The sequence below is a fragment of the Elusimicrobiota bacterium genome, from assembly GCA_040757695.1.
Classification (GTDB): domain Bacteria; phylum Elusimicrobiota; class UBA8919; order UBA8919; family UBA8919; genus JBFLWK01.
In genome coordinates this window covers 41,026-61,714 of sequence record JBFLWK010000009.1, presented here as the reverse complement: position 1 = coordinate 61,714, position 20,689 = coordinate 41,026, and the positions used below count along the sequence as shown (strand labels likewise).

Here is a 20,689-nt window from a genome sequence, read left to right as displayed (position 1 = left end):
GGAATCCATTTGTATCCACTCAAATATTAGAAGCGTCCCCATTTTCCATTTTAACTTTTAACCTTTAACCTTTAACTTGCCTTTTTGTTACTCGTAAGTGAACCATTTCAACCTCGTCCCCTAAATCATTTCAAATGCAATAATGATAGTGGATTTGTTGTCCCAATCCCGACGTTGCCTGCTTTTACTACGAGTGTTGAACCGCCAACAGAAAATGCATTCCCTTCAACGCTCATTGTCCCTTTGATAACAGTATTGCCATCAGAGTCAGTCCGGTAAACTGTTACCGAATCTTTATCTTGAATTACAAAACCGGTGGAACCGTCGTTAGAGTTAAGTTTTAACTCTGCTACCTCTGCTAGTCCAGATGCTACCATTCCCAAAATAAGCCCGACTTTCAACAATCCCGCAATAAAAAGTTTTTTGTCCATATCTTGCGACCTCCATCAAAAAAACCTTGCTTTCGCAAGGACTCCCAATCTATTAAAACGCTGGAATCTTCAACTTGTTGAGGACAATTATTGAAATTCCTGTACATCAAGTTAGGCGAGGAAACCTCGTATTTGTCATTCCCGAATGCCCCAATCGGGAATCCATTTAACCCGAAATCCTCAGTTAGGAATTCGCCGTTATTAATTGAGGACCGTCCCCAATTCCCAATTCCCGCAATTATTACCTTTTTCATTTTTCGCCTTTGATTTCCTTCAGTGCTCTTGTTGCAGAATCTTTGACTGTTGATGATTTGTCATTCTTTGATAATTTTGTTAAAGCATCAATTGCCCGTTTCTCTTTCAACATACCCAGCAAACCAATAGCAGTTGTCTTCACACTATCGCTTTCATCTTCAAGTGCATTTATAAGAATTGGTATCCCTGTATCATCACCTAATTGCTTAAGTGACGCACAAATTGTCAAATGTATAAATGTATCTTTTGGCTCTTTTTTTGTTTCTTCCAATGCTTTCTTGAGTAGTGGAATTGTTGAATTATCGCCTATTTTTCCTAGCACTTCTGCACAGGTTCTTCTGACAGACCTTTTGGGGTCAAATGATAACATCTTGGCAATTTTTTGAATAGATTTTTGAGAACCAATGTTTCCCAAGCCACTGACCGCTTCTTCCCTGATTGCTTCCGAAATATCATCAAGAGATTCAAGCAATGTTTTTTCAACAGAGATGCTGCCTGTTTTCCCAAGAGCCACCACAACATTTTTTCTTAAATCAGCATCGGTATCTTTTGCTTTTGCAACTAAAGCAGGAATTACTGATTTTTCGCATATTTCTGTGATTTCTTTATAACCGTGTATTTTTTCGTTTTTCTCTGCATCAGATAATTTATTATCATTCTTACAGTTTTGTATCAACAAATTTATTTCATGCCTATTGCATATTTTACCCAACGATTTTACCGCATGTTTTTGTACCACTATTTTTTCAGTATTTAATGCTTCAATAAGTGCTATAACAGCTTTTTTATCTCTGTAATTACCTAAAGCCATTGCTGCTGTTGCTCGCTGCCCCGGTGTTTTAGCGGACACCAATTGCTGAATTTTTTGCTCAAGTATCTGACCACTTAATAATGCAGTTTTTTGTACAGATTCCTGGTTTGTATCATGGTTTATCGCTTGTTCTGACCTCTGCTCTTCTTTTTTTTCTTGAGAATATACAAAAATATTTAACCAACTACACAATAACAAAACCACCATTATCTTTTTCATCAAAGTTTCTCCTATAAATAATAGGGACGGAGGAAATTAGTTTTCTTCATTATTTTTGTTCCTTTACTGAAAATCTGCGATATACTGCAGGGAATCCCCTCTCTGCTTGTTCGGAATTAGCGTCTGCTTCAAGGAAACGCTGATTCCAACACTAAAAATTGGCAATTACAGCCAGATAGTCAGGGCTTCGCCCTGAACCCCCATTTTAGTAACCGCAGATACACACAGATTTTCACAGATAAGTTCAAGAGTTCTTTCATCTGCGTTTATCTGCGTCCATCTGCGTCCCAATTTATTGAAATTCCGATACTGCGAGCAAATGACTCACTTCTATACAAATTATTGTCGGGAACCTTTTCGGCCGCCTTTCTTGCGCGGTGGGAAACCATATTTCTGCATTTCTTCCGAGAACTTGCCAAGTTTGGATTCCAGATAACTCACCACACGGCCGTGGAACAATTTGTCTTCGTGGTCTTGTTTCTCCAACTCTTCTGTGAGTGCCTGCTGGGTTGCTTTCGCCGCTTCCTGTTTCGCATCAAGTGCTTTCCGCTTTGTAAGCCGTTCAGTGCATTCTTTCAGGAACTCTTTTTCTTTGCTATCCGTTTTTGCACCTTCTGTCAAACCAGCAGAAAGTCCTTCCAGTGCATCAGTTACATCCGCAAACGATTTCCCTAACCGTGCCTTACCCATAGAAATTACCTCCTTGTCCCGCTATTGCAGGATGAAATAAAAAAGCACGCCAAGAGCGTGCAATACAAAAAATAAAACGCAGGTTGAAAACCTGCGACTACAAATAAAAATAGCGGATTTACATCCGCCGCTACAAATAATTTTTCATTTTTAATTTTTAATTTTAAATTGTTTTTACCCCCCCCCGAAAAATTTTGGAGTTACTAACAGAGGCGACATCTATGGATTCCCGATAAAAGCACTCGGGAATGACAGTATGAGATTGCTTCGTTTCACTCGCAATGACAGTCATTTTTTTACCTCTGGTGAAAGTATAACAAAAAACCTGCAATTTGTCAAGTACTTTTTTTGTAAAAGATTGAGAACATGTCTGTATAGATAACCCGCCATTTTTTTATATCTACTATTCTTGATGGTTTCAGAAGCAGAAAATCGGTGTTTTCAGGTATCTCAAATTTTTCAAAAAAGTTTTTAAGAAAAGCAATCGGATAAACTGTATCATACCTGCCATCAATTGCAACTTTGCACTGCGGGTAAAGATTCCATATCAGATACTCCCCCCAGTTAAATTCATTATAGATATTGCCTGAAAGATTTTTTTCAGTGATAAATTTCATAGTGCCTTCGGGGAACTTATTTTCTGAAAGAATTTTTAAACTCGGGTTTTGTATTGAAAGAAACAAAATCAAAAGAAACGGTAATAATGAAAATGCAGTAATAATTAGATATGTAAATTTTTTTCTGATACTTTGAAAAAATGGTATAAGAAATGGAGCGATAATAATTGCACCAATAGGAATATGCCTTACAGACCTGTAAGATAAGACAATAGTTAGAATAACTATTAAAGCAGATAGGTATCGTTTTTGGGCTATAAGCAAAATAAAAACAGAAACGGAAATCACAGATAAAAATACGAATACATAACCGAAGATTGAAAAATCCGCGATATTAAAGGCACTCCATTCACCGATATATTTTGGAGTTAATGGATTTGTTAATGCGGCAAATACAGTTTTCCATAAACCGATATGATATGGATTTATCAGTGTTACCAGTGGAATCATTATTAGATACAGAAGATGTTTTTTTATTGATAGATCTGTTAAAATCAATACTGATAAAATCACGCCGACGATAAAACCACCATGCGAATTTGCCCATAAAATCAGTATTACTAGCAGAGCATACAGAGATTTTATATTTTGAGTTTTTATGTATGAATGAATTAGAAATCCAGTAATTGCAAGATAAAGATATGAGAATATCTGTGGCCTAAAAGACGCTCCTAGATAAATCAGCGATAAAGAAAAAAGATAAAGCGGTAAAACTATTCTATAATTTTGAGAATAATTAAGCAATGTCAAAAACAAAAAAATACTTGTGAAGAAACCAACAGTAATTTTCAGAAATATCAAGCCCTTATCGCTGGCTTTTTTATAGATGAAATAAAAAACAATTTCTGATAGCCATTCGTGGTCTATCCATTTGTTCCCGAAAGCAGTATATGAATAGCAATCAGTTTTAGGGATAGTTTTTGTCTCAACGATTTGTTTGCCGAAAAAAAGATGTCCCCAGAAATCAACATCCTGCCATCTTGAATAAAAGAAAAAAGGGCTTGACAATAGCCCTGCTAAAAAGACAACTATGATTTTTTTATGTTTATCTGTGTTCATCAGAGCCTGCCCCCGAATGGTGCTATCGGGGGTTCATCTGTGGTTTCGTTCTTATTATCTTTTCAACTGATGCAATTGCTTCGTCTAGTTTTGAGACATCTTTTCCACCTGCCTGTGCCATATCAGACCTGCCACCGCCGCCACCACCGATAATCTTTGATAATTCTTTCACTATATTCCGTGCATCAAATTTAGCCGTGAGGTCTTTTGTAACAGATACAATTATCGTCGGTTTGTCGTCAATAACAGAACCCAATACCACAATGCCCGATTTGATTTTGTTTTTCAGATTGTCTGAAATGCTTCTCATTTCATCTATGGCTGATGTTTCTATTTTTACAGCTAGCAGTTTTACATTGCTGATTTCTTTGATATTTTTTAGCAAATCGTTTTCTTGTATTTTTGGCATTTTGGAAACGTCCTTTTCAAGTTTCTTTTTATCGTCTGATAGTTTTTGAAGTTTCGGAATAATTTCTGTTCTGGATGATTTCAATATCTCTGCGATTTCGTCAATCGTTTCCCGCTGGTTTTTCATAAAGTTGTATGCCGAGATTCCGGTAATTGCTTCTATTCGCCGCAAACCGCTACCGATACTGCTTTCTGATAAAACTATAAGCTGCCCCATTTCACCGGTTGATTTACAATGGGTTCCTGCACAGAGTTCTATACTTTCAGGTGATGATTCCTCGCCGATAGTTATACAGCGAACTTTCTCGCCGTATTTTTCACCGAACAGAGCCATCGCACCTATTTTTTTGGCATCATCTACCGTTGTGATTTTTGTTGTAATTTTTAAGTTTTCTAAAACTTTTTCATTAACATATTTTTCTATCAAATCCAGTTCTTCTTTTTTAAGTTGTGCCGGATGAGAGAAATCAAATCTGAGCCTATCATCAGCAACAAGTGAACCCCGTTGAACAATATGTGTTCCAACAATTTTTCTTAATGCCTTATGCAAAAGATGTGTTGCGGTATGATTTCTCATTATATTTTGTCGTCTGGTCTCATCAATTTCTGCTTCAACAGTATCATCAGTTTTCAAAATACCCTTCACTATTTTTGCCTTATGAATTATAAGATTTTCAACAGGTTTCTGCGTATCAACAATTTCCGCTTCGTTTTCAATTTTTAATTTTTCATTTTTAATTTTTAATTTGCCGGTGTCTCCCACTTGTCCACCGCTCTCACCATAAAAAGGTGTTTCTTTCAGAATAATTTCAACAGTATCGTTTTCTTTTGCAGTATCAACTACTTTCCCATATTTTACAATTGCAACAATTTCAGTTGTAATTTTTGTTTCATCATAACCTTTGAAAACAGTGTTCCCGAATTTTTTTTGAAGTTCATAATAATTACCCATATCTTTATCTCCTGAACCTTTCCAGGCAGTTTTAGAACGAGTTTTTTGTTTCGCCATTTCTTCTTCAAATCCTTGTTCATCTATAAAAATTTCGGATTCAGCCAGAAGTTCTTTTGTTAAATCAAGTGGAAAGCCGTAAGTATCGTATAAAACGAACGCATCTTTTCCGGAAATTTTTTGTTTCGTTTTCTTCAAGTCCTCAAGAATCTCTATACCATGTTCAAGTGTTTGTAGAAATTTTTCTTCTTCCATTTTTACAACCCGTGCTATATATTCCAGATGAGAAATCAATTCGGGATATACTTGTTTCATTATCCCAATAACTTCTCCACAGATTTTGTAGAGAAAAGGTTTTACAAGATTTAGTTTCCTTCCATGAGTTAATGCTCTTCTTAGAACTCTTCTTAAGACATAACCCCTTCCTTCATTGGAAGGCAGAATCCCATCAGAAATAAGAAGTGTGATTGCACGGCAATGATCAGCAATAATTTTTGTTGAAACATCATTTTTATTATTTGAAATGTTTTCAATAAAATCTATAATTTTTATAAACTCATCAGTTTCAAAAAATGTATTAACATTCTGAATTATAGCTGTAAGTCTTTCAAGACCCATACCAGTATCTATATTTTTTTGAGGAAGATTTTTAAGTGTGCCATCGGGCTGTTTATCAAATTGTGTAAAAACAAGATTCCATACTTCAATAAATCTATCGCAATCACAACCAGGACCACAGGTTGGCTTTCCACAACTGTTTTCAATACCGGTATCATAGAAAATTTCAGAGCAAGGTCCACAAGGACCTGTATCTCCCATTTCCCAGAAATTTGTGTCTTCTTTTAATTTTACAATTTTTTCTTTTAAAATAATTTTTTGCCAGATTGTAAATGCTTCATCGTCATCTTTATAGACGGTTGCATACAGTAGTGCGGCATTAATGCCGCACTCCTTTGTCAAAAATTCCCAAGCCCATTCAATCGCTTCTTTTTTGAAATAATCACCAAAAGAGAAATTACCAGGCATCTCAAAAAATGTTAGATGCCTCTTTGTATATCCTACCTTTTCTATATCTGAAGTTCTGAAACATTTCTGGACCGATGATGCTCTCTGGTATTTTGATTTTAGTTTCTGTGTCCCGAGAAAATAATTTTTGAATTGTACCATTCCTGCAATTGTAAAAAGTAGTGTCGGGTCTGATGAAGGCACAAGCGAGTCGCTCTTAAAAATTGTATGGTTTTTAGTCTCAAAAAATTTCAGGAATTTCTTCCTGATTTCATTCGTGGTCATAAAGTACATCTATTTTATAAAAATTCCTTCTAAAAATCTATTCAATTCTTATAGTATCTTGTGGGATACCGATAATTGGTTTTATGCCAAGCACACTGAAAAAGAGGTCCTTACTTTTTACAGATACTGTTTTCCGCACTTCTTTTACTTTAGGCAGTAAAGTTATTTGAGCAACAAATCTTAAAATACCAGAAATTACAAATACTGTTAGAATCTTACTTCCAAAAGTTTGAGGTAGATGAGGTATTACAAACCCGCCTATTAACGCACCAAGACATACTCCTGTACCGTTTATCAGGTTAAAATACGATATACACCGAACACGTTTTTCTGGAGATACAGCATCAAAAATGAAATTAGAGACAGCGAGATTGAACCCAGCCCATGCGAAACCTGCCAATGCATTTATACAAACAAGATATATTTTTGATGTAGAAAAAAGCCATAACACAGGTAAAAATGGTAACATAAAGCCAGCAAGTCGTATTACCGACATATTGCCAACTTTATCAGCATGATTTCCCCAGGTTGATAGTGTAAGTAACATAGTGATTGTCAAAGTTGTATTTATAACTACAAACGATAAGTAATCAAATTTCAGTTCTCTCAACATATATACAGCAAAAAACGGTGCAGCTAAATAAACAGCAAAAGAAGTGAATGCAACATATAACACAAACTTAACAAAATTGCTTTCTTTGAATCGTATCAAAAAATCTTTTAATCCAAATTCTGCCTCTTTTGGAGTATGTATCTTGGGCTCGTAATATTTTGTAATAAAATACCAACTTATGAACCTGCACAGAAACGCTATTGAAAAAATTATTGTGAAGCCATAAATACTTTTTTTATTCATCAGCCATAGAATTATACCAGCAATAAAACTTGAAATTAGCGTAATACTACCAAGCCATTTGTTTCTGAAACTAAAATATTTCCCCCTTGATTGATTAGGAATATATTGTGTCATTATACTTGCCCATGCCGGTCCACCTAAACCTGTAAACATAGTATAAAGCGTAACGAAACCGACTAACCATAATGCAAGTTTTGTTTGAAATATAAATGGTATTAAAAGTATCGGTAGCCACATCAATGCATGAAGAAACACAGATGTCACCATTGTTCTTTTTCTACCCCAAAGTTTTGTGATATCTGGTGTCTTGTATTGAAGAATGCTTGAAGCGAACCCCGGTAATGATGTGAGTAGACCAACTTCTTGTGGTGTTGCTTTTAATGCGATGATATAAGGATTCAAATATGTATCACCAAACCCAAACATTACAGAGAAAAAACAACCATCTATGAATGAATATCTTAAACTTCGTTTTACAGGATGCTGGTTTAATTTATAGTTGTCCATAACATCTTATCGTTTTCAATGTCTGAAATGACGCATACCTGTGAATACCATTGAGATTTTATGCTCGTTGCAGGCAGAGATTATGTCATTCTGTCAGCGTTCAAAGTTCAATAATATATTTTTCGGGATTCTTATAAAATTCATTTATATTTATGTTTTTTTCAGAATTAACTGTTAGCTCTTTTGAATTGGATATAATTACAGTTTTTGAATTTTTATATTTTCTTTTAAATAATAATAACGCAGCAGGATTTTTATCAAGTCTACCTGATTTAATTTCAAATCCTATTATTTTATCTCCTAATCTTGTCACATAATCAACTTCGTTGTTCCTTTCTCGCCAGTAATATATCTCGCCTCCCAACTTGTTAAAAATAAAATACAATCTTGCACCAATAGAATTTTCAACCAATCGTCCCCAAAACATTTTATCTTTTTTGGCTGTATTGAATTTCACTCCAGCCATAGAGGTGCTCAACCCGTTATCATATACTAATATTTTAGGAATAGACCCTCTTCTCCTTATTCTTGCACCGCTCCATCTTTCTAACGGTGTTAAAAGAAATGCCTTAGACATTAAATTGAGGTATGAGGCAATGGTTGTAGTGTTGCCGGCGTCCTGTAATGTGCCAAGCATTTTCTGATAACTCACAATCTGTGCAGCATGATTTACAGCTAATCCAAACGATTGTCTCATCAGTACAGGCTTCGTAATGGGTGTAGATAGAATTATATCTTTTGATAACACTGGTTCAATAAGTGATTCCCGCATATAATTTGCCCATCTGTTTTCATCTTCAATTAATAAAAGCGCCCCAGGATATCCACCGAAATAAATATATTCATCTAAACTTAATGAAAAACATTCTTTACATTCAGAAAAAGACCATTGATTATGCCTGTGTAATTCAAAGCGGCCAGCCAAACTCTCTGTTAATCCGCGCTGCATCAATAGTGCCGATGAGCCCAATAATAAAACATGATTATTATTATGTAATCTTTTATCTTCATCATACAATTTTTTTACAACTTCGCTCCATTTTGGAATTTTTTGAACTTCATCTAAAATTAATAGCACGGGTTGTTTGGTTTTTTTACATAAATTTCTTGCATTCTGCCATTTATCAGTTATCCAGCTAACTGTAGGTATATTTGGCTGATCGGCTGTTTCGTAAATTTTTGGATATTTCCAATTGTCAAATATCTGTAAAGCCAGCGTAGTTTTACCAACCTGTCTAGGGCCGATTACCGCTTGAATCAAATTAATCTTTCCTGTTAATGCCTTCCATAATTCGTCATATAACTGTTTACGGATATATTTTTTCATAGTTCAATAATACAAAATTATTTTCTAAATGTCAACAGATTACTCAAAATATTGAGTAATCTGTAAAGAATTAACTTTAATGTCGGAAATGACGTATTCCTGTGAATACCATTGAAATTTTATGCTCGTTACATGCTTTGATTGAATCTTTATCGTTAAGCGAGCCACCAGGCTGAATTATCGCGCCGACACCGATTTTTGATGCCGCATCAACGACATCACGAAATGGAAAGAAAGCGTCGGAAGCAAGAACCAAAGAGAGATTGGGGATTGGGGATTGGGGATTGGGGATTGAATTCAATTTCATGGTTGCTATATGCAGGGCATCTATTCTGGACATTTGACCTGCACCGATACCTACCGTTTGAGTGCCTCTAACAAGAACAATAGCATTTGATTTTACATGTTTTGCGACGGTAAAAGCAAATTTTAATGATTCCAATTCCTGTTTTGTTGGTTTTCTTTTTGTCACAATTTTTAATTTATCAAAAATTTTATTATCTCTTTCTTGAACAAGTATTTTATCATTGAATACACTGCGAAACCCACATATTGAACTTTTCGTGTTTGCGGAAACACGAAAAGATAAAACACGTAAATTCTGTTTCTGAGAAAATATTTTTAGCGCATCTTTTGAATAATTCAGTGCGATTACGCATTCTGTAAAGATTTTTATTATTTTTTTTGCAGTTTCTACATCAACAGTTTTATTGAAGGCAACAATTCCACCGAATGCAGATACAGGGTCACAAGCGAGTGCATTTTTGTATGCATTAAAGATAGTTTTAGCGGTTGCAACCCCGCAAGGGTTGTTATGTTTTACAATCACACATGATGGCTTTTGGAATTCACAAACAAGATTAAATGCAGAATCTAAATCTAAATAATTATTATACGAAAGTTCTTTCCCTTGTAATTGTTTTATTTCTGACTTCTGACTTCTGACTTCCCTGCCCGACTGATGGCAGGCGGGTGACTTCTGATATATTACTGCTTTCTGATGTGGATTTTCGCCGTATCGCAGTTCTTGAAGTTTTTTAAGTCCAATTGATATTTTTTCAGGAAAAGGTTCATCTGTAAAAAAATTGGAAATAACAGCGTCATAATATGCAATATGCCTAAACGCTTTTGCTGCAAGTTGTTTTCTGAATACAAAATCTATTTTTCCCATTTTCATATTAGCGATAATGTGATAATAATCTGTCGGATCACAGACCACTACTACATTCTCAAAATTTTTTGCTGCTGCACGAAGAAGAGCAACTCCGCCAATATCTATGTTTTCAATAGAAGGTTTTTGTTCAAATGGATAAAGATTGACAACAACCATATCAATCGTATCTATACCAAGTTTTTTTAACTCGGTAAGATGTTTTTTGGTTCTTTTTGCAAGAATACCTGCATGGATTTTAGGATGTAAAGTTTTTACCCTACCATCAAGAATTTCCGGGAAGCCAGTTGTTTCATCAACCGTCACGACTGGAATCATAGCATCTTTTAGGATTCTTGCAGTACCACCAGTTGAGATGATTTTTACATTTTGTTTTTGTAATGCTTTTGCAAACTCAATAATTCCTGATTTGTCGGATACGCTTATTAATGTAGTTTTAATCGGTCTCATCTGAATTCTCCTTTCCTAATCTATTTACAACCTGTTCAATGGTATCGTAATCAAATCCTTTCCTTGTAAGAAATTGGTATATTTTATTTTTTGCTTTCAGCGGTTCAAGTTTTTTATATCTTGGAAGTTTATTTCTTATTATCTTGTATGCTACTTCCGTTTCATCTATTGAAAACGAGTTTAATATAGTAGCAGCCATTTCATGTGTTATACCTTTTCTGTTAAGTTCCCGCAGTATAAAATTTTTACTCTTATTATTTCTTAAACGATATTCAGTCCATTCTTTTGCAAATTTTTCATCATTTATCAGTTTCAGAATTTTTAGTTTTTCTATTACTTTTTCAACAACGTTTTCGTCATAATTTCTTCCGATTTTTTCTCGTATTTCCTTTTCAGAATGATTTCGTCTGGCTAACAGCCAGAAAGCATATTTTTGTGCTTTTTGATAATTTGTTGATTTTTCTTTTATTGCCATTTTTTGATTAACTCCTGTGCAAGTTTTATATGCGAACCCTGCCAGTAAATTTTTTTGCAATTAAGGCAGTAAAAAAAATCATTATGTGTTTGAAAAATAAATAACGGAACCTTATCTTTAACTTTATCTTTCTCAATTTTATCAAGAGGTGTATTACATTCAATACATCGTGTAAAAATCTCAGGTTTATCAATTTTCAAATTTAATTCGGACTTCAGTTGTTCAATCTGCTCAAAATAATTCCCACTTTTTATAACTATAATTTTTATTGGTTTTTTTTTTGAAATACCAGTATCTCTTGTTAAAAGAATTCGTTGCTGCCTTATACTTTCAAAAACAAGTTCTTTATCCGAGCTGCCTGTATAATAAACAGTATCATACCCCAAAAGCCGAAGCCATTTTGCCAAACGTCCAAGCATTCTATCAACAATAAATTTCATTTATCTTTTTCTCTGCTGCTTAATCATTTTTAAGATTTTTCTATTGAACCGCAAGACACGTTTAGGATTTAAGATAAAATAAATTTTTCTTTTCTGTCGTAAGGAACTAATTATGTTTACATGTTCTAATACTTTTAAATGACGACATGCCGTTGGTTTTGAAACCCTAAGCATACGTTTAATTTCAGGCAAACATACTTTTTTCTTCTTGTGTAGAAGTTCTAAAATTTTAATCCTTTTTTCGTTCGCTACAGCTTTAAAAATTTTCACTAAAAGTGGCATATTCCTCCTTTCTAATATTAGCAAATTAGCTAATTTGCTAATTACGAAATTAGCTAATTATAGTTGTGTAAGTTCGTATTTTCTCATTCCAAGACCAAGTTTTTCGGCATATTCCAATTGTACCGACCAATCAATATCTGGGAATATATGTTTGAAAAAATCAGCCCCAAATTTTTTATTAACCAGTTCAACTGATGCCATATCAATAGCGACGGGGTTGTCGGAAGATAAAATTCCTATATCGTCAATCAATGGGTTTTCTTTTGTCTCATAGCAATCGCAGAATTTTGTAATGTAGTTCAGGAAATTTATGTAAATCGCTTTTTTATTTTTTAAGACACCTAAAGCATATTCCACAATTTTTTCCTGTGCATTTTTTGTAGATTCATTCCATGGTATTTTTATAGTATGCTGTTCACAGGATAAGATGCACTCTCCACAACCAATACAAACTTCTTTGTTCATTATAATTTTTTTATTTACAAGTTTCAATGCACCTGATGGGCACCATTTTATACAAGTTCCACACCCAATACAATTTTCAATTTTTATATTTGGTTTTATTGAATTATGCATCTCATATTTGCCTTGTCGGGAACCGCAACCCATACCGATATTTTTTAATGCTCCACCAAACCCAGAAATTTCGTGTCCTTTGAAATGCGTGAGAAAAACAATTTTATCGGCGTAGTAAATATCCGTTGCAATTTTTACTTTTTGAAAATGTTTAAGATTAACAGCGACATCTACATAAGAATTTCCACGCAACCCATCTGCGATTATTATTGGGCAGTCACAACTACCGAACCCATGTTCAATTGCTGTATTAAAATGGCTGACTGCATCTGCTCTTGCTCCCTTGTAAATCGTATTAGCGTCTGTTAAAAACGGTTTTCCACCGAGCAGTTTTACCATTTCAACTATTGGTTTTACAAATTCAGGTTTTATATATCCTTGGTTCCCTTTTTCACCGAAATGGATTTTTATTGCGACAAGGTCGTTTTTAGAAATAAAACTTGAAAATCCAACTTTTTCTAAAAGTTTCTTTATTTTATCCTGCGAAATAATTTTTGAAAAATACACATTACTCATAATTTATTATTTTTTTTCTCATTTCTTTTTTTAACGATTGGAATTGTTTATCTCTTAAAATCTTTTCTTTTGCCCGTTTAGAACGTTTTCTTTTTTGTCGTCTGATTTTTGCTATCCGTTGTTGTTCTTCACTTTGTTTGCCTAAAATTGTTTGTTCAATTTTATTTACAAGTATTCGTCTTGCGATAAAACGGTTCAAAAGTTGCGACCTTTCTTTTTGACATTTTATCTCAATACCTGTTGGTAGATGTTTTAGATAAACGCAGGTAGATACTTTATTGAGATATTGTCCACCTTTACCACCTGACCGAATAAAGCTTTCTATAATATCTTTTTCATAGATACCTAATTTTTGCATTTTTTCTTCTAATAATTTCTGTTTTTGCAAACTTACTCCGAAGTTAATCATAATTTTTTAGACATAGTTATTCTTTTCTAATCATCGGAACGAATCTTACAGGGATTATACTTTTTTTGATAATTTTTCCTTTAATTTTTTTAACCAGTATCAGTTCCTGCCAAAACTCGCCTACTGGTATTACCATTTTTCCGCTGTCTTTGAGTTGGTCAATTAATGGTTGTGGAATTTCGTCAGGTGCGCAGGTTACTATTATCCCATCAAAAGGTGCATATTCCGGCCAGCCAAGATATCCATCATCTATTTTTACGGAGATATTTTTATATCCCATAGTATTTAACAGTTTTTCAGCGCCTTTTCCGAGTTCAGGAATGATTTCTATCGTATAAACCGCTCCACCATTTTTGCACAATTCTGCTAATATCGCTGCTTGATATCCTGAACCCGTTCCTATTTCTAAAACTTTTTCATTACCCTTGAGGTTCAATAATTGTGTCATCAATGCTACAATATAAGGTTGTGAAATCGTCTGACCATAGCCAATTGGTAAAGGAGTATCGTCATATGCATTTTTTTGATATTGTTTTGGAACAAATTTATACCGTTCCACTTTTAGCATTGCCTGTAAAACTTTTTTGTCCGTAATATCTCGTGTTTTGAGTTGTGTTTCCACCATTGCTACGCTTGCTTTGTAGTATCTATCTGTATCGTCTACACTTTTTCTATCTGATATAGAATTTGTCTTACACGAAAACAAGCAGAGAATAAAAAACACACTTAAAATTATTCTATTCATTAACTAACTCCAGAACCGCTTTAGATAAACCATCAACGACTTCAGCCATACTTTTGTAATTAAGTGTTTCAGGTAAATCATATTCACTATGATAATTCGGGTTTCTGAAATATGCGGTATCTGTAATCATCACTGCTTTATAGCCGTATATCCAGAAAGATGAGTTATCAGATAAATTTATTGCTGAAAAAGTTCGTGGTGCGATAAGCATCTGAACAGGGAAAGCAGAATGTTGTTTGAAATACCTTTTTATTTTTATTGCAATCCTATACGAAAATATATCACTTACAATGCCGATATAATTCCCTTTATCTGGGTAGAAAAGCCCTAAAAATAACGGATATTTCTGTTTCTTGTCTGTATAATATCCTATCATCTCAAGTGTAATCATCGCTACAATTTTTTCATTATTCTTTCTTGCTTCACGTGCAAAAACTCTTGAGCCCATATTCTCTGTATAAAAAAACGGTGGCTCTTCATTTGTGAATGCAACAAATTGTATTGTTCGTTTTGTATTGATATTTTTTAGCAATCTTGCAATCTCAAGCAATCCTGCTACTGCTGAGGCGTTATCATCAGCGCCTGGAGAGCCCAGAACAGAATCGTAATGTGCACCGATAACGATAATCTCACTATTTCCTTTTTTCTCAGCAATAACATTTCTATATCTTTTCCGTTTTACTAAATCGCCTTTTTCTATAGTATAAAACTGGTTATATGGTTCATACCCATATTTTTTGAACTCAGCAAAAATATAGTCCGCTGCTGTCTCAAGATTTTTATATTGAACATAATTTCGTTCTCCAATATCTTTAGCAAGATGTATTACATGTTTTTTAAGATTCTGTTCTACCTGTTTAACTTCTGCATAGACATTGTTCATATTAAGAAAAATTCCAACCAATAACAAGAAATTACAATACACAATATTCAATTTGTCATTGCGAGCCCCGACGATAATTGTGGTGTAGTAATCTTGCTTATCAGTCGTGCAAATCCGAACCAAGATTGCTTCGTTTCACTCGCAATGACCCACCATGGAGAGCGACATAGCCACTTTATTTTAATGTTTCGTCTATTTTTTTAAGAATCGGGAATTCTGTCTCATACAGTTTCTGTGTATCTATTTTCTGTTGTGTTTTCGGTTGTGATTTCGTAAATGACATTTTAACTCTTTTTGTAACTATATCAGCATATGGATAAGTACCAATTATCAGATACAGAAAGATAAACCAGTTAACAAGTCGTTTAACTTTTGTAATGAATGGATGTCTGAAAACTGAGAATAAACCACTTTCATAGTTGAATAAAAAATTCAGCAGTGTAAAGTAGATAACACATTCCATTATTTTCATCAAAAAAGGTTTCGTAGGAAACCAAGATATATCAGGAATTTTAACTGTTTTAAAAACCCGCCATATCAATACAATACCAATTATTGTGAATATTAATTTCCTGAAATCAATATAATACCAGATGTTAAATTTCCACGATTTTTTAACAAACAGTGATGGAAAACATTGTTTGACAAATTTTACCATTTGTGGATAGAATTCATACAAAAGTATTAAAATGACTGCCCCAAAAATAATTTTACCCATTATTTTATCATTTTCAAGAATTCTTCTTCTGAGATTATTTTTACACCTACTTTTTTGGCTTTCTCATATTTTGAACCCGGATTTTCGCCGGCAACTACAAAATCAGTTTTTTTGCTGACTGATGAAGTAGCATTCCCGCTTAATTCTCGTACTTTTGCTTCTGCTTCAGTCCTTGAAAAATTTTTCAGTTCTCCCGTGAAAACGAATGTTTTACCTTCAAGCGAGCGAATAAATTCACCCCTACGAACCTCTTCTTTCATATTGACACCTGCTTGTTTGAGTTTTTCTATAAGTTCTTTTGTCTTTGGCTGTTTGAAAAAGTTTACAATACACTCAGCCATAACAGGACCAACTTCATATATTTTTTGTAAATCGTCAAGAGTTGCTTTCATCAGATTATGAAGTGTAAGAAATTTTTCGGCTAATACAATTGCTGCTTTTTCACCAACATTACGGATACCTAACCCAAACAGAAGTCGGCTTAAAGGACGGTTTTTTGATTTTTCAATTGCGGACAAAAGATTTTCTGCTTTTTTATCTTTGAACAATTCAAGTTTCAACAAGTCATCTTTTTTAAGAGAATAGATATCCGCAAAGTTAGAAACCATTTTTTTAGAGACCAGTTGCTCGACTACAGCTTCTCCAAACCCTTCAATATCCATTGCTTTCCGTTTTGCAAAATGAATAAGTCCTCGTTCTAATTGTGCAGGGCAGGATGGATTTATGCATCGCCAGGCAACCTCTGCTTCTTTTTCTTTGACAACCTCTTCACCACAAACCGAACATTTGTTCGGTATTGAAAATCGTTTTTCTTTTCCTGTTCGTTTTGTTTCAATCACTTTTACAATTTTTGGAATCACTTCACCTGCACGCTCTATTAAAACAGTATCACCGATTTTCACACCAAGCCGTTCTATTTCGTCAAAATTATGAAGTGTTGCACGAGCGATAGTCACACCACCACATTCAACCGGCTCAAGTTCCGCGACAGGCGTTAAAATCCCGGTTCTACCAACCTGCACCACTATATTTTTTAGTTTTGTAGTTGCCTGTTTTGCTGGGAATTTGTAAGCGATTGCCCAGCGTGGTGATTTCATAGTAAAGCCAAGTTTTTGTTGTTGGGCAAGTGAGTTTATTTTTATAACAAGCCCGTCAATTTCGTATAAAAGGTTTTCTCGTTCAGATTCCCATTTTTTGCATACTGCAACCACTTCGTCTATACTTTTTGTGGCTGTTACTTTTTTTAATGTTGTCGGTAGTCCTAATTTTTCGCACAGTTTAAGAAACTCAAAATGCGTTTTGAATTTTTCTGTCCCTTCTATCTTCCCATATGAATGCGTGATAAATTTTAACTTTCGTTCTGCTGTAATTTTCGGGTCTTTCTGACGTAATGAGCCTGCAGCGGCATTTCTGGGGTTTGCGAACATTTGTTCTTTTTTTTCAGAAAGTTGATTGTTTAATTTTTGGAAATCGTTTTTGTCAATATAAACTTCACCACGAACTTCCAATAGGACAGGTAGTAGGCAGTGGGCAGTAGTGAGTAGTTTGAGTGGTATTGATTTTATTGTTTTTATGTTAAGTGTAATATCTTCGCCACTTTCGCCATCACCACGAGTAGCACCAAAGACAAGCAATCCATTTTTGTAAGTTAACGCGCAACTCACACCATCAATTTTTGGTTCAATTACATACTCTAATACTTCATCAGAAACTGCTTTCTTCACGCGTTTATCCCATTCAATTACTTCATCTGCAGAATAAGTATTGTCCAATGATAGCATCAGTGTAGAATGTTTTACCGTCTTAAAATCCTTTACAACTTCGCCAGAGACCCTTTGTGTTGGCGAATCCGGCATAATAAGTTGCGGATTTTTTTCTTCCAGTTTTTTTAATTGTCTTATTAGTTTGTCATATTCAGTATCTGATATTTCCGGCTGAGCAAGGACATAATACAGATAATCGTGATGTCTGATTTCTTTTTTCAGTTTTTCAATTTCCTGTTTGGTATTCATAGTTTTTTGTTAAATTTGGTCTTCCCATGTTCTCGCTAACTAGGGAAGTTCATTTCAAATACTTTTTGATAAACAAAACTAAATCTGTATCAAATTCCGCAGCTAACGGTCTTACTGTATATACCATTTTATTTTTGTATCTTTTACTCGTTACGATCCCTGCACTGCGAAGTTTCAAAATATGACGACCTGCTGTTTGAATAGGCATTTTTAATTTTTCAGATATTAAACTTAAATGCAAACCATTTCTATTCTTCAATAAAAGCAAAAATATTTTTACTCTCTTTTGAAAAGATAATGCTTTAAAAACTTTAATAACATTTATTTTGGGGTTTCTCATGTTCTCGCTAACTAGGGAAGTTCACTTTTAGTTTTTGTATTTTTGCATTTTTGATTTTATTTTATCCAAGATACCGTTGACAAATTTTCCTGATTCTTCAGTTGAAAAATCTTTTGCCAATTCTATTGCCTCATTTATCACGACATTCGGCGGTGTTTCAGGTGTAAAAAGTAATTCATATGAAGATAGTCGCAAGATTGCTCTATCAACAGATGCCATTCTATCAAGTTCCCAGTTTTCAGCCGTTTGTTTTAGGTGTTTATCAATTTCGTTGAGGTTTGCCAATGTGCCGTCAATAAGTTCTTTTGCAAATGCAACGATGTTGTTATCGTAATATTGTGTATTCCAAAAAAAAGTTTCTGCATCTTCTTTTGTTAGTTTGCAAACATCAATACTATAAAGTATTTGCATCGCGCATTCACGTGAAATTCTTCTTGAACCCATAAAATTAAAGAATTAAGAATTGAGAATTAAGAATTCAAAAACTATTTTAATTGTGAATTCAGGTTTACCAGTTCTATTGCTGTCATTGCAGCTTCTGCGCCTTTATTACCAGCTTTTGTGCCTGCTCGTTCTATTGCCTGTTCAAGATTGTCAGTTGTGATAACTCCGAAAACAACTGGCACACCAATTTTCAATCCGGTTTGTGCGATACCCTTTGTTACTTCTGCTGCGATATAATCGTAATGTGGTGTATCGCCTTTAATTACCGCACCGAGACAAATCACCGCATCATACTTTTTTGATGATGCCAGTTTATTTGCAATGAATGGTATCTCAAACGCACCTGGCACCCAAACAGTATCAATATTTTCTTCATCTGCTTCGTGCCGTTTGAGTGCATCCATACAACCTTCCAGCAGTTTGGCGGTGATGAACTCATTGAACCTTGAAACCACGATTCCAAACTTCAAGCCCCGTGCCACCAGTTTACCTTCAAACATCTTTCCCATACTCAACCACCTCCTGTAAAATCAATTAAAAATGTAAAATGTAAAATTAAAAATTTATATGAAAAACCGTAATTATACACGGCTGCTACAACAGGTGTCCTAATTTTTTTTCTTTTGTTTTGAGATATTTTTTAGCGATTTTTGATTTTGGCGTAATTTGTATAGGAATCCGTTCTACTATTTTTAAGCCATAGCCTTCAAGCCCGACTATTTTTTTCGGATTATTTGTCAGAAGTTTTATTGTTGAAAGACCCAAATCAGAAAGTATTTGTGCGCCGATGCCGTAATCACGCAAATCGGGTTTAAAACCAAGTTTTAAATTCGCTTCTACTGTATCATAGCCATTATCCTGTAGTTGATATGCTTTCAGTTTATTTGTTAACCCGATACCGCGGCCTTCCTGATGCATATACAGCAAGACACCAACTTTTTCTTTCTGAATAATCTGAATTGATTTTTCTAATTGGTCACCGCAATCACACCGCAACGAGTGAAAAGTATCGCCAGTAAGGCAGGATGAATGAACTCGCGTTAACACATTTTTTTTATTTCTTACTTCACCTTTTACCAATGCGATATGGTTTTCTTTTTTGATTTTATCCTGATACAAATGCAGCACAAAATTCCCATATCTCGTCGGGAAATCAGTAGTTACTATTTTTTCTATCAGTTTTTCTGTTTTTCTACGGTATTCAATAATCTGTGCGATTGTAATAATTTTAAGTTTATATTTTTGCGCAAATTTTATAAGTTGTGGGAGTCGTGCCATTGTGCCATCCTCATTCATAATTTCACAAATCACACTTGCAGGATAAAGTCCTGAAATTTTTGCTATATCAACACTGGCTTCTGTATGCCCTGCTCTGACCAGCACTCCGCCTTCTTTGTATCGCAATGGAAAAATATGACCAGGCTTGATAATATCATCCGGTTTTGTTTTTGAGTTTATGAGTACTTTAACAGTTGTTGCTCTATCATGTGCCGAGATACCTGTTGTGATACCTTTTTTTGCGTCAACCGAAACCGTGAATGACGCCTCTTGGACTTCTACACCATTTGCAACCATTGGCTGTATATCAAGTTCATCCAGTCGTTTCCCTTCAAGGCAGACGCATATAAGCCCGCGGCCTTCTTTTGCCATAAAGTTGATTTTTGCAGGTGTAATTTTTTCAGCAGAATAAACGATATCACCTTCGTTTTCTCGCATCGGGTCGTCCACTATAATTATCGCTTTGCCTTTTCTGTAATCAGTAATTGCTTCTTTTATATCTGAAAAATTTTTCATAGAGTAACAGATAAA

At 34.5% G+C, this 20,689-nt stretch carries 21 protein-coding genes; all 21 read right to left on the bottom strand.

Features of this window, described 5'->3' with window-relative positions; all coding sequences use genetic code 11:
• Positions 1–125: 125 nt before the first annotated feature.
• Positions 126–431: a hypothetical protein gene (locus AB1349_03085; protein MEW6556318.1), complete on the bottom strand. Its 306-nt coding sequence runs from the start codon at positions 429–431 to the stop codon at positions 126–128.
• A 250-nt stretch (positions 432–681) separates the two neighbouring features.
• Positions 682–1,716 (bottom strand): HEAT repeat domain-containing protein, encoded by a 1,035-nt coding sequence (locus tag AB1349_03080; GenBank protein MEW6556317.1) that lies wholly within the window; start codon positions 1,714–1,716, stop codon positions 682–684.
• Between the two features lie 339 nt (positions 1,717–2,055).
• Positions 2,056–2,406: a hypothetical protein gene (locus tag AB1349_03075; protein ID MEW6556316.1), complete on the bottom strand. Its 351-nt coding sequence runs from the start codon at positions 2,404–2,406 to the stop codon at positions 2,056–2,058.
• A gap of 335 nt (positions 2,407–2,741) precedes the next feature.
• Entirely contained in the window at positions 2,742–4,082 is a 1,341-nt protein-coding gene (locus tag AB1349_03070) for a hypothetical protein (GenBank protein ID MEW6556315.1), read from the bottom strand.
• 22 nt (positions 4,083–4,104) lie between these two features.
• Positions 4,105–6,729: an alanine--tRNA ligase gene (alaS, locus tag AB1349_03065; GenBank protein ID MEW6556314.1), complete on the bottom strand. Its 2,625-nt coding sequence runs from the start codon at positions 6,727–6,729 to the stop codon at positions 4,105–4,107.
• 37 nt (positions 6,730–6,766) lie between these two features.
• On the bottom strand, positions 6,767–8,092 hold the full coding sequence (locus tag AB1349_03060; GenBank protein MEW6556313.1) for an MFS transporter: 1,326 nt from the start codon (positions 8,090–8,092) through the stop codon (positions 6,767–6,769).
• Between the two features lie 100 nt (positions 8,093–8,192).
• A complete protein-coding gene (locus AB1349_03055; GenBank protein MEW6556312.1) occupies positions 8,193–9,419 on the bottom strand; it encodes an ATP-binding protein in 1,227 nt (408 codons plus the stop codon).
• Positions 9,420–9,495: 76 nt separating this feature from the next.
• Positions 9,496–11,040, bottom strand: a complete 1,545-nt coding sequence (gene purH / locus AB1349_03050) for a bifunctional phosphoribosylaminoimidazolecarboxamide formyltransferase/IMP cyclohydrolase (GenBank protein ID MEW6556311.1) — start codon at positions 11,038–11,040, stop codon at positions 9,496–9,498.
• On the bottom strand, positions 11,027–11,515 hold the full coding sequence (locus tag AB1349_03045; protein ID MEW6556310.1) for a regulatory protein RecX: 489 nt from the start codon (positions 11,513–11,515) through the stop codon (positions 11,027–11,029). The genes purH and AB1349_03045 overlap by 14 nt, the downstream gene beginning before the upstream one ends.
• Positions 11,506–11,955 (bottom strand): Mut7-C RNAse domain-containing protein, encoded by a 450-nt coding sequence (locus tag AB1349_03040; GenBank protein MEW6556309.1) that lies wholly within the window; start codon positions 11,953–11,955, stop codon positions 11,506–11,508. The genes AB1349_03045 and AB1349_03040 overlap by 10 nt, the downstream gene beginning before the upstream one ends.
• On the bottom strand, positions 11,956–12,237 hold the full coding sequence (locus tag AB1349_03035) for a metalloregulator ArsR/SmtB family transcription factor (protein ID MEW6556308.1): 282 nt from the start codon (positions 12,235–12,237) through the stop codon (positions 11,956–11,958). It abuts the gene before it with no gap.
• A gap of 57 nt (positions 12,238–12,294) precedes the next feature.
• Positions 12,295–13,329 carry a DUF362 domain-containing protein gene (locus AB1349_03030; GenBank protein ID MEW6556307.1) on the bottom strand — a complete coding sequence of 345 codons (1,035 nt, stop codon included), beginning with the start codon at positions 13,327–13,329 and terminating at the stop codon, positions 12,295–12,297.
• Entirely contained in the window at positions 13,322–13,738 is a 417-nt protein-coding gene (locus tag AB1349_03025) for a peptide chain release factor-like protein (protein MEW6556306.1), read from the bottom strand. The genes AB1349_03030 and AB1349_03025 overlap by 8 nt, the downstream gene beginning before the upstream one ends.
• A 16-nt stretch (positions 13,739–13,754) precedes the next feature.
• Positions 13,755–14,483 carry a protein-L-isoaspartate(D-aspartate) O-methyltransferase gene (locus AB1349_03020; protein ID MEW6556305.1) on the bottom strand — a complete coding sequence of 243 codons (729 nt, stop codon included), beginning with the start codon at positions 14,481–14,483 and terminating at the stop codon, positions 13,755–13,757.
• Complete coding sequence (locus AB1349_03015; GenBank protein ID MEW6556304.1) at positions 14,476–15,366, bottom strand: M20/M25/M40 family metallo-hydrolase; 891 nt, start codon at positions 15,364–15,366, stop codon at positions 14,476–14,478. Before AB1349_03015 ends, AB1349_03020 begins: the two co-directional genes overlap by 8 nt.
• A 175-nt stretch (positions 15,367–15,541) precedes the next feature.
• Positions 15,542–16,084, bottom strand: a complete 543-nt coding sequence (locus AB1349_03010; GenBank protein MEW6556303.1) for a hypothetical protein — start codon at positions 16,082–16,084, stop codon at positions 15,542–15,544.
• Positions 16,084–18,096: an NAD-dependent DNA ligase LigA gene (ligA, locus tag AB1349_03005; GenBank protein MEW6556302.1), complete on the bottom strand. Its 2,013-nt coding sequence runs from the start codon at positions 18,094–18,096 to the stop codon at positions 16,084–16,086. The genes AB1349_03010 and ligA overlap by 1 nt, the downstream gene beginning before the upstream one ends.
• A 49-nt stretch (positions 18,097–18,145) precedes the next feature.
• A complete protein-coding gene (locus AB1349_03000; protein ID MEW6556301.1) occupies positions 18,146–18,436 on the bottom strand; it encodes a winged helix-turn-helix domain-containing protein in 291 nt (96 codons plus the stop codon).
• A gap of 27 nt (positions 18,437–18,463) precedes the next feature.
• Entirely contained in the window at positions 18,464–18,880 is a 417-nt protein-coding gene (gene nusB / locus AB1349_02995; protein ID MEW6556300.1) for a transcription antitermination factor NusB, read from the bottom strand.
• A gap of 41 nt (positions 18,881–18,921) precedes the next feature.
• A complete protein-coding gene (ribE, locus tag AB1349_02990; GenBank protein MEW6556299.1) occupies positions 18,922–19,389 on the bottom strand; it encodes a 6,7-dimethyl-8-ribityllumazine synthase in 468 nt (155 codons plus the stop codon).
• Positions 19,390–19,474: 85 nt separating this feature from the next.
• Positions 19,475–20,674: a bifunctional 3,4-dihydroxy-2-butanone-4-phosphate synthase/GTP cyclohydrolase II gene (locus AB1349_02985; GenBank protein MEW6556298.1), complete on the bottom strand. Its 1,200-nt coding sequence runs from the start codon at positions 20,672–20,674 to the stop codon at positions 19,475–19,477.
• Positions 20,675–20,689: the final 15 nt, after the last annotated feature.

Bases quoted from the DNA above. Each gene is read 5' to 3' on its own strand.
- AB1349_03085 (MEW6556318.1), bottom strand. From the start codon at position 431: ATGGACAAAAAACTTTTTATTGCGGGATTGTTGAAAGTCGGGCTTATT.
- AB1349_03080 (MEW6556317.1), bottom strand. From the start codon at position 1,716: ATGAAAAAGATAATGGTGGTTTTGTTATTGTGTAGTTGGTTAAATATT.
- AB1349_03075 (MEW6556316.1), bottom strand. From the start codon at position 2,406: ATGGGTAAGGCACGGTTAGGGAAATCGTTTGCGGATGTAACTGATGCA.
- AB1349_03070 (MEW6556315.1), bottom strand. From the start codon at position 4,082: ATGAACACAGATAAACATAAAAAAATCATAGTTGTCTTTTTAGCAGGG.
- alaS (MEW6556314.1), bottom strand. From the start codon at position 6,729: ATGACCACGAATGAAATCAGGAAGAAATTCCTGAAATTTTTTGAGACT.
- AB1349_03060 (MEW6556313.1), bottom strand. From the start codon at position 8,092: ATGGACAACTATAAATTAAACCAGCATCCTGTAAAACGAAGTTTAAGA.
- AB1349_03055 (MEW6556312.1), bottom strand. From the start codon at position 9,419: ATGAAAAAATATATCCGTAAACAGTTATATGACGAATTATGGAAGGCA.
- purH (MEW6556311.1), bottom strand. From the start codon at position 11,040: ATGAGACCGATTAAAACTACATTAATAAGCGTATCCGACAAATCAGGA.
- AB1349_03045 (MEW6556310.1), bottom strand. From the start codon at position 11,515: ATGGCAATAAAAGAAAAATCAACAAATTATCAAAAAGCACAAAAATAT.
- AB1349_03040 (MEW6556309.1), bottom strand. From the start codon at position 11,955: ATGAAATTTATTGTTGATAGAATGCTTGGACGTTTGGCAAAATGGCTT.
- AB1349_03035 (MEW6556308.1), bottom strand. From the start codon at position 12,237: ATGCCACTTTTAGTGAAAATTTTTAAAGCTGTAGCGAACGAAAAAAGG.
- AB1349_03030 (MEW6556307.1), bottom strand. From the start codon at position 13,329: ATGAGTAATGTGTATTTTTCAAAAATTATTTCGCAGGATAAAATAAAG.
- AB1349_03025 (MEW6556306.1), bottom strand. From the start codon at position 13,738: ATGATTAACTTCGGAGTAAGTTTGCAAAAACAGAAATTATTAGAAGAA.
- AB1349_03020 (MEW6556305.1), bottom strand. From the start codon at position 14,483: ATGAATAGAATAATTTTAAGTGTGTTTTTTATTCTCTGCTTGTTTTCG.
- AB1349_03015 (MEW6556304.1), bottom strand. From the start codon at position 15,366: ATGAACAATGTCTATGCAGAAGTTAAACAGGTAGAACAGAATCTTAAA.
- AB1349_03010 (MEW6556303.1), bottom strand. From the start codon at position 16,084: ATGGGTAAAATTATTTTTGGGGCAGTCATTTTAATACTTTTGTATGAA.
- ligA (MEW6556302.1), bottom strand. From the start codon at position 18,096: ATGAATACCAAACAGGAAATTGAAAAACTGAAAAAAGAAATCAGACAT.
- AB1349_03000 (MEW6556301.1), bottom strand. From the start codon at position 18,436: ATGAGAAACCCCAAAATAAATGTTATTAAAGTTTTTAAAGCATTATCT.
- nusB (MEW6556300.1), bottom strand. From the start codon at position 18,880: ATGGGTTCAAGAAGAATTTCACGTGAATGCGCGATGCAAATACTTTAT.
- ribE (MEW6556299.1), bottom strand. From the start codon at position 19,389: ATGGGAAAGATGTTTGAAGGTAAACTGGTGGCACGGGGCTTGAAGTTT.
- AB1349_02985 (MEW6556298.1), bottom strand. From the start codon at position 20,674: ATGAAAAATTTTTCAGATATAAAAGAAGCAATTACTGATTACAGAAAA.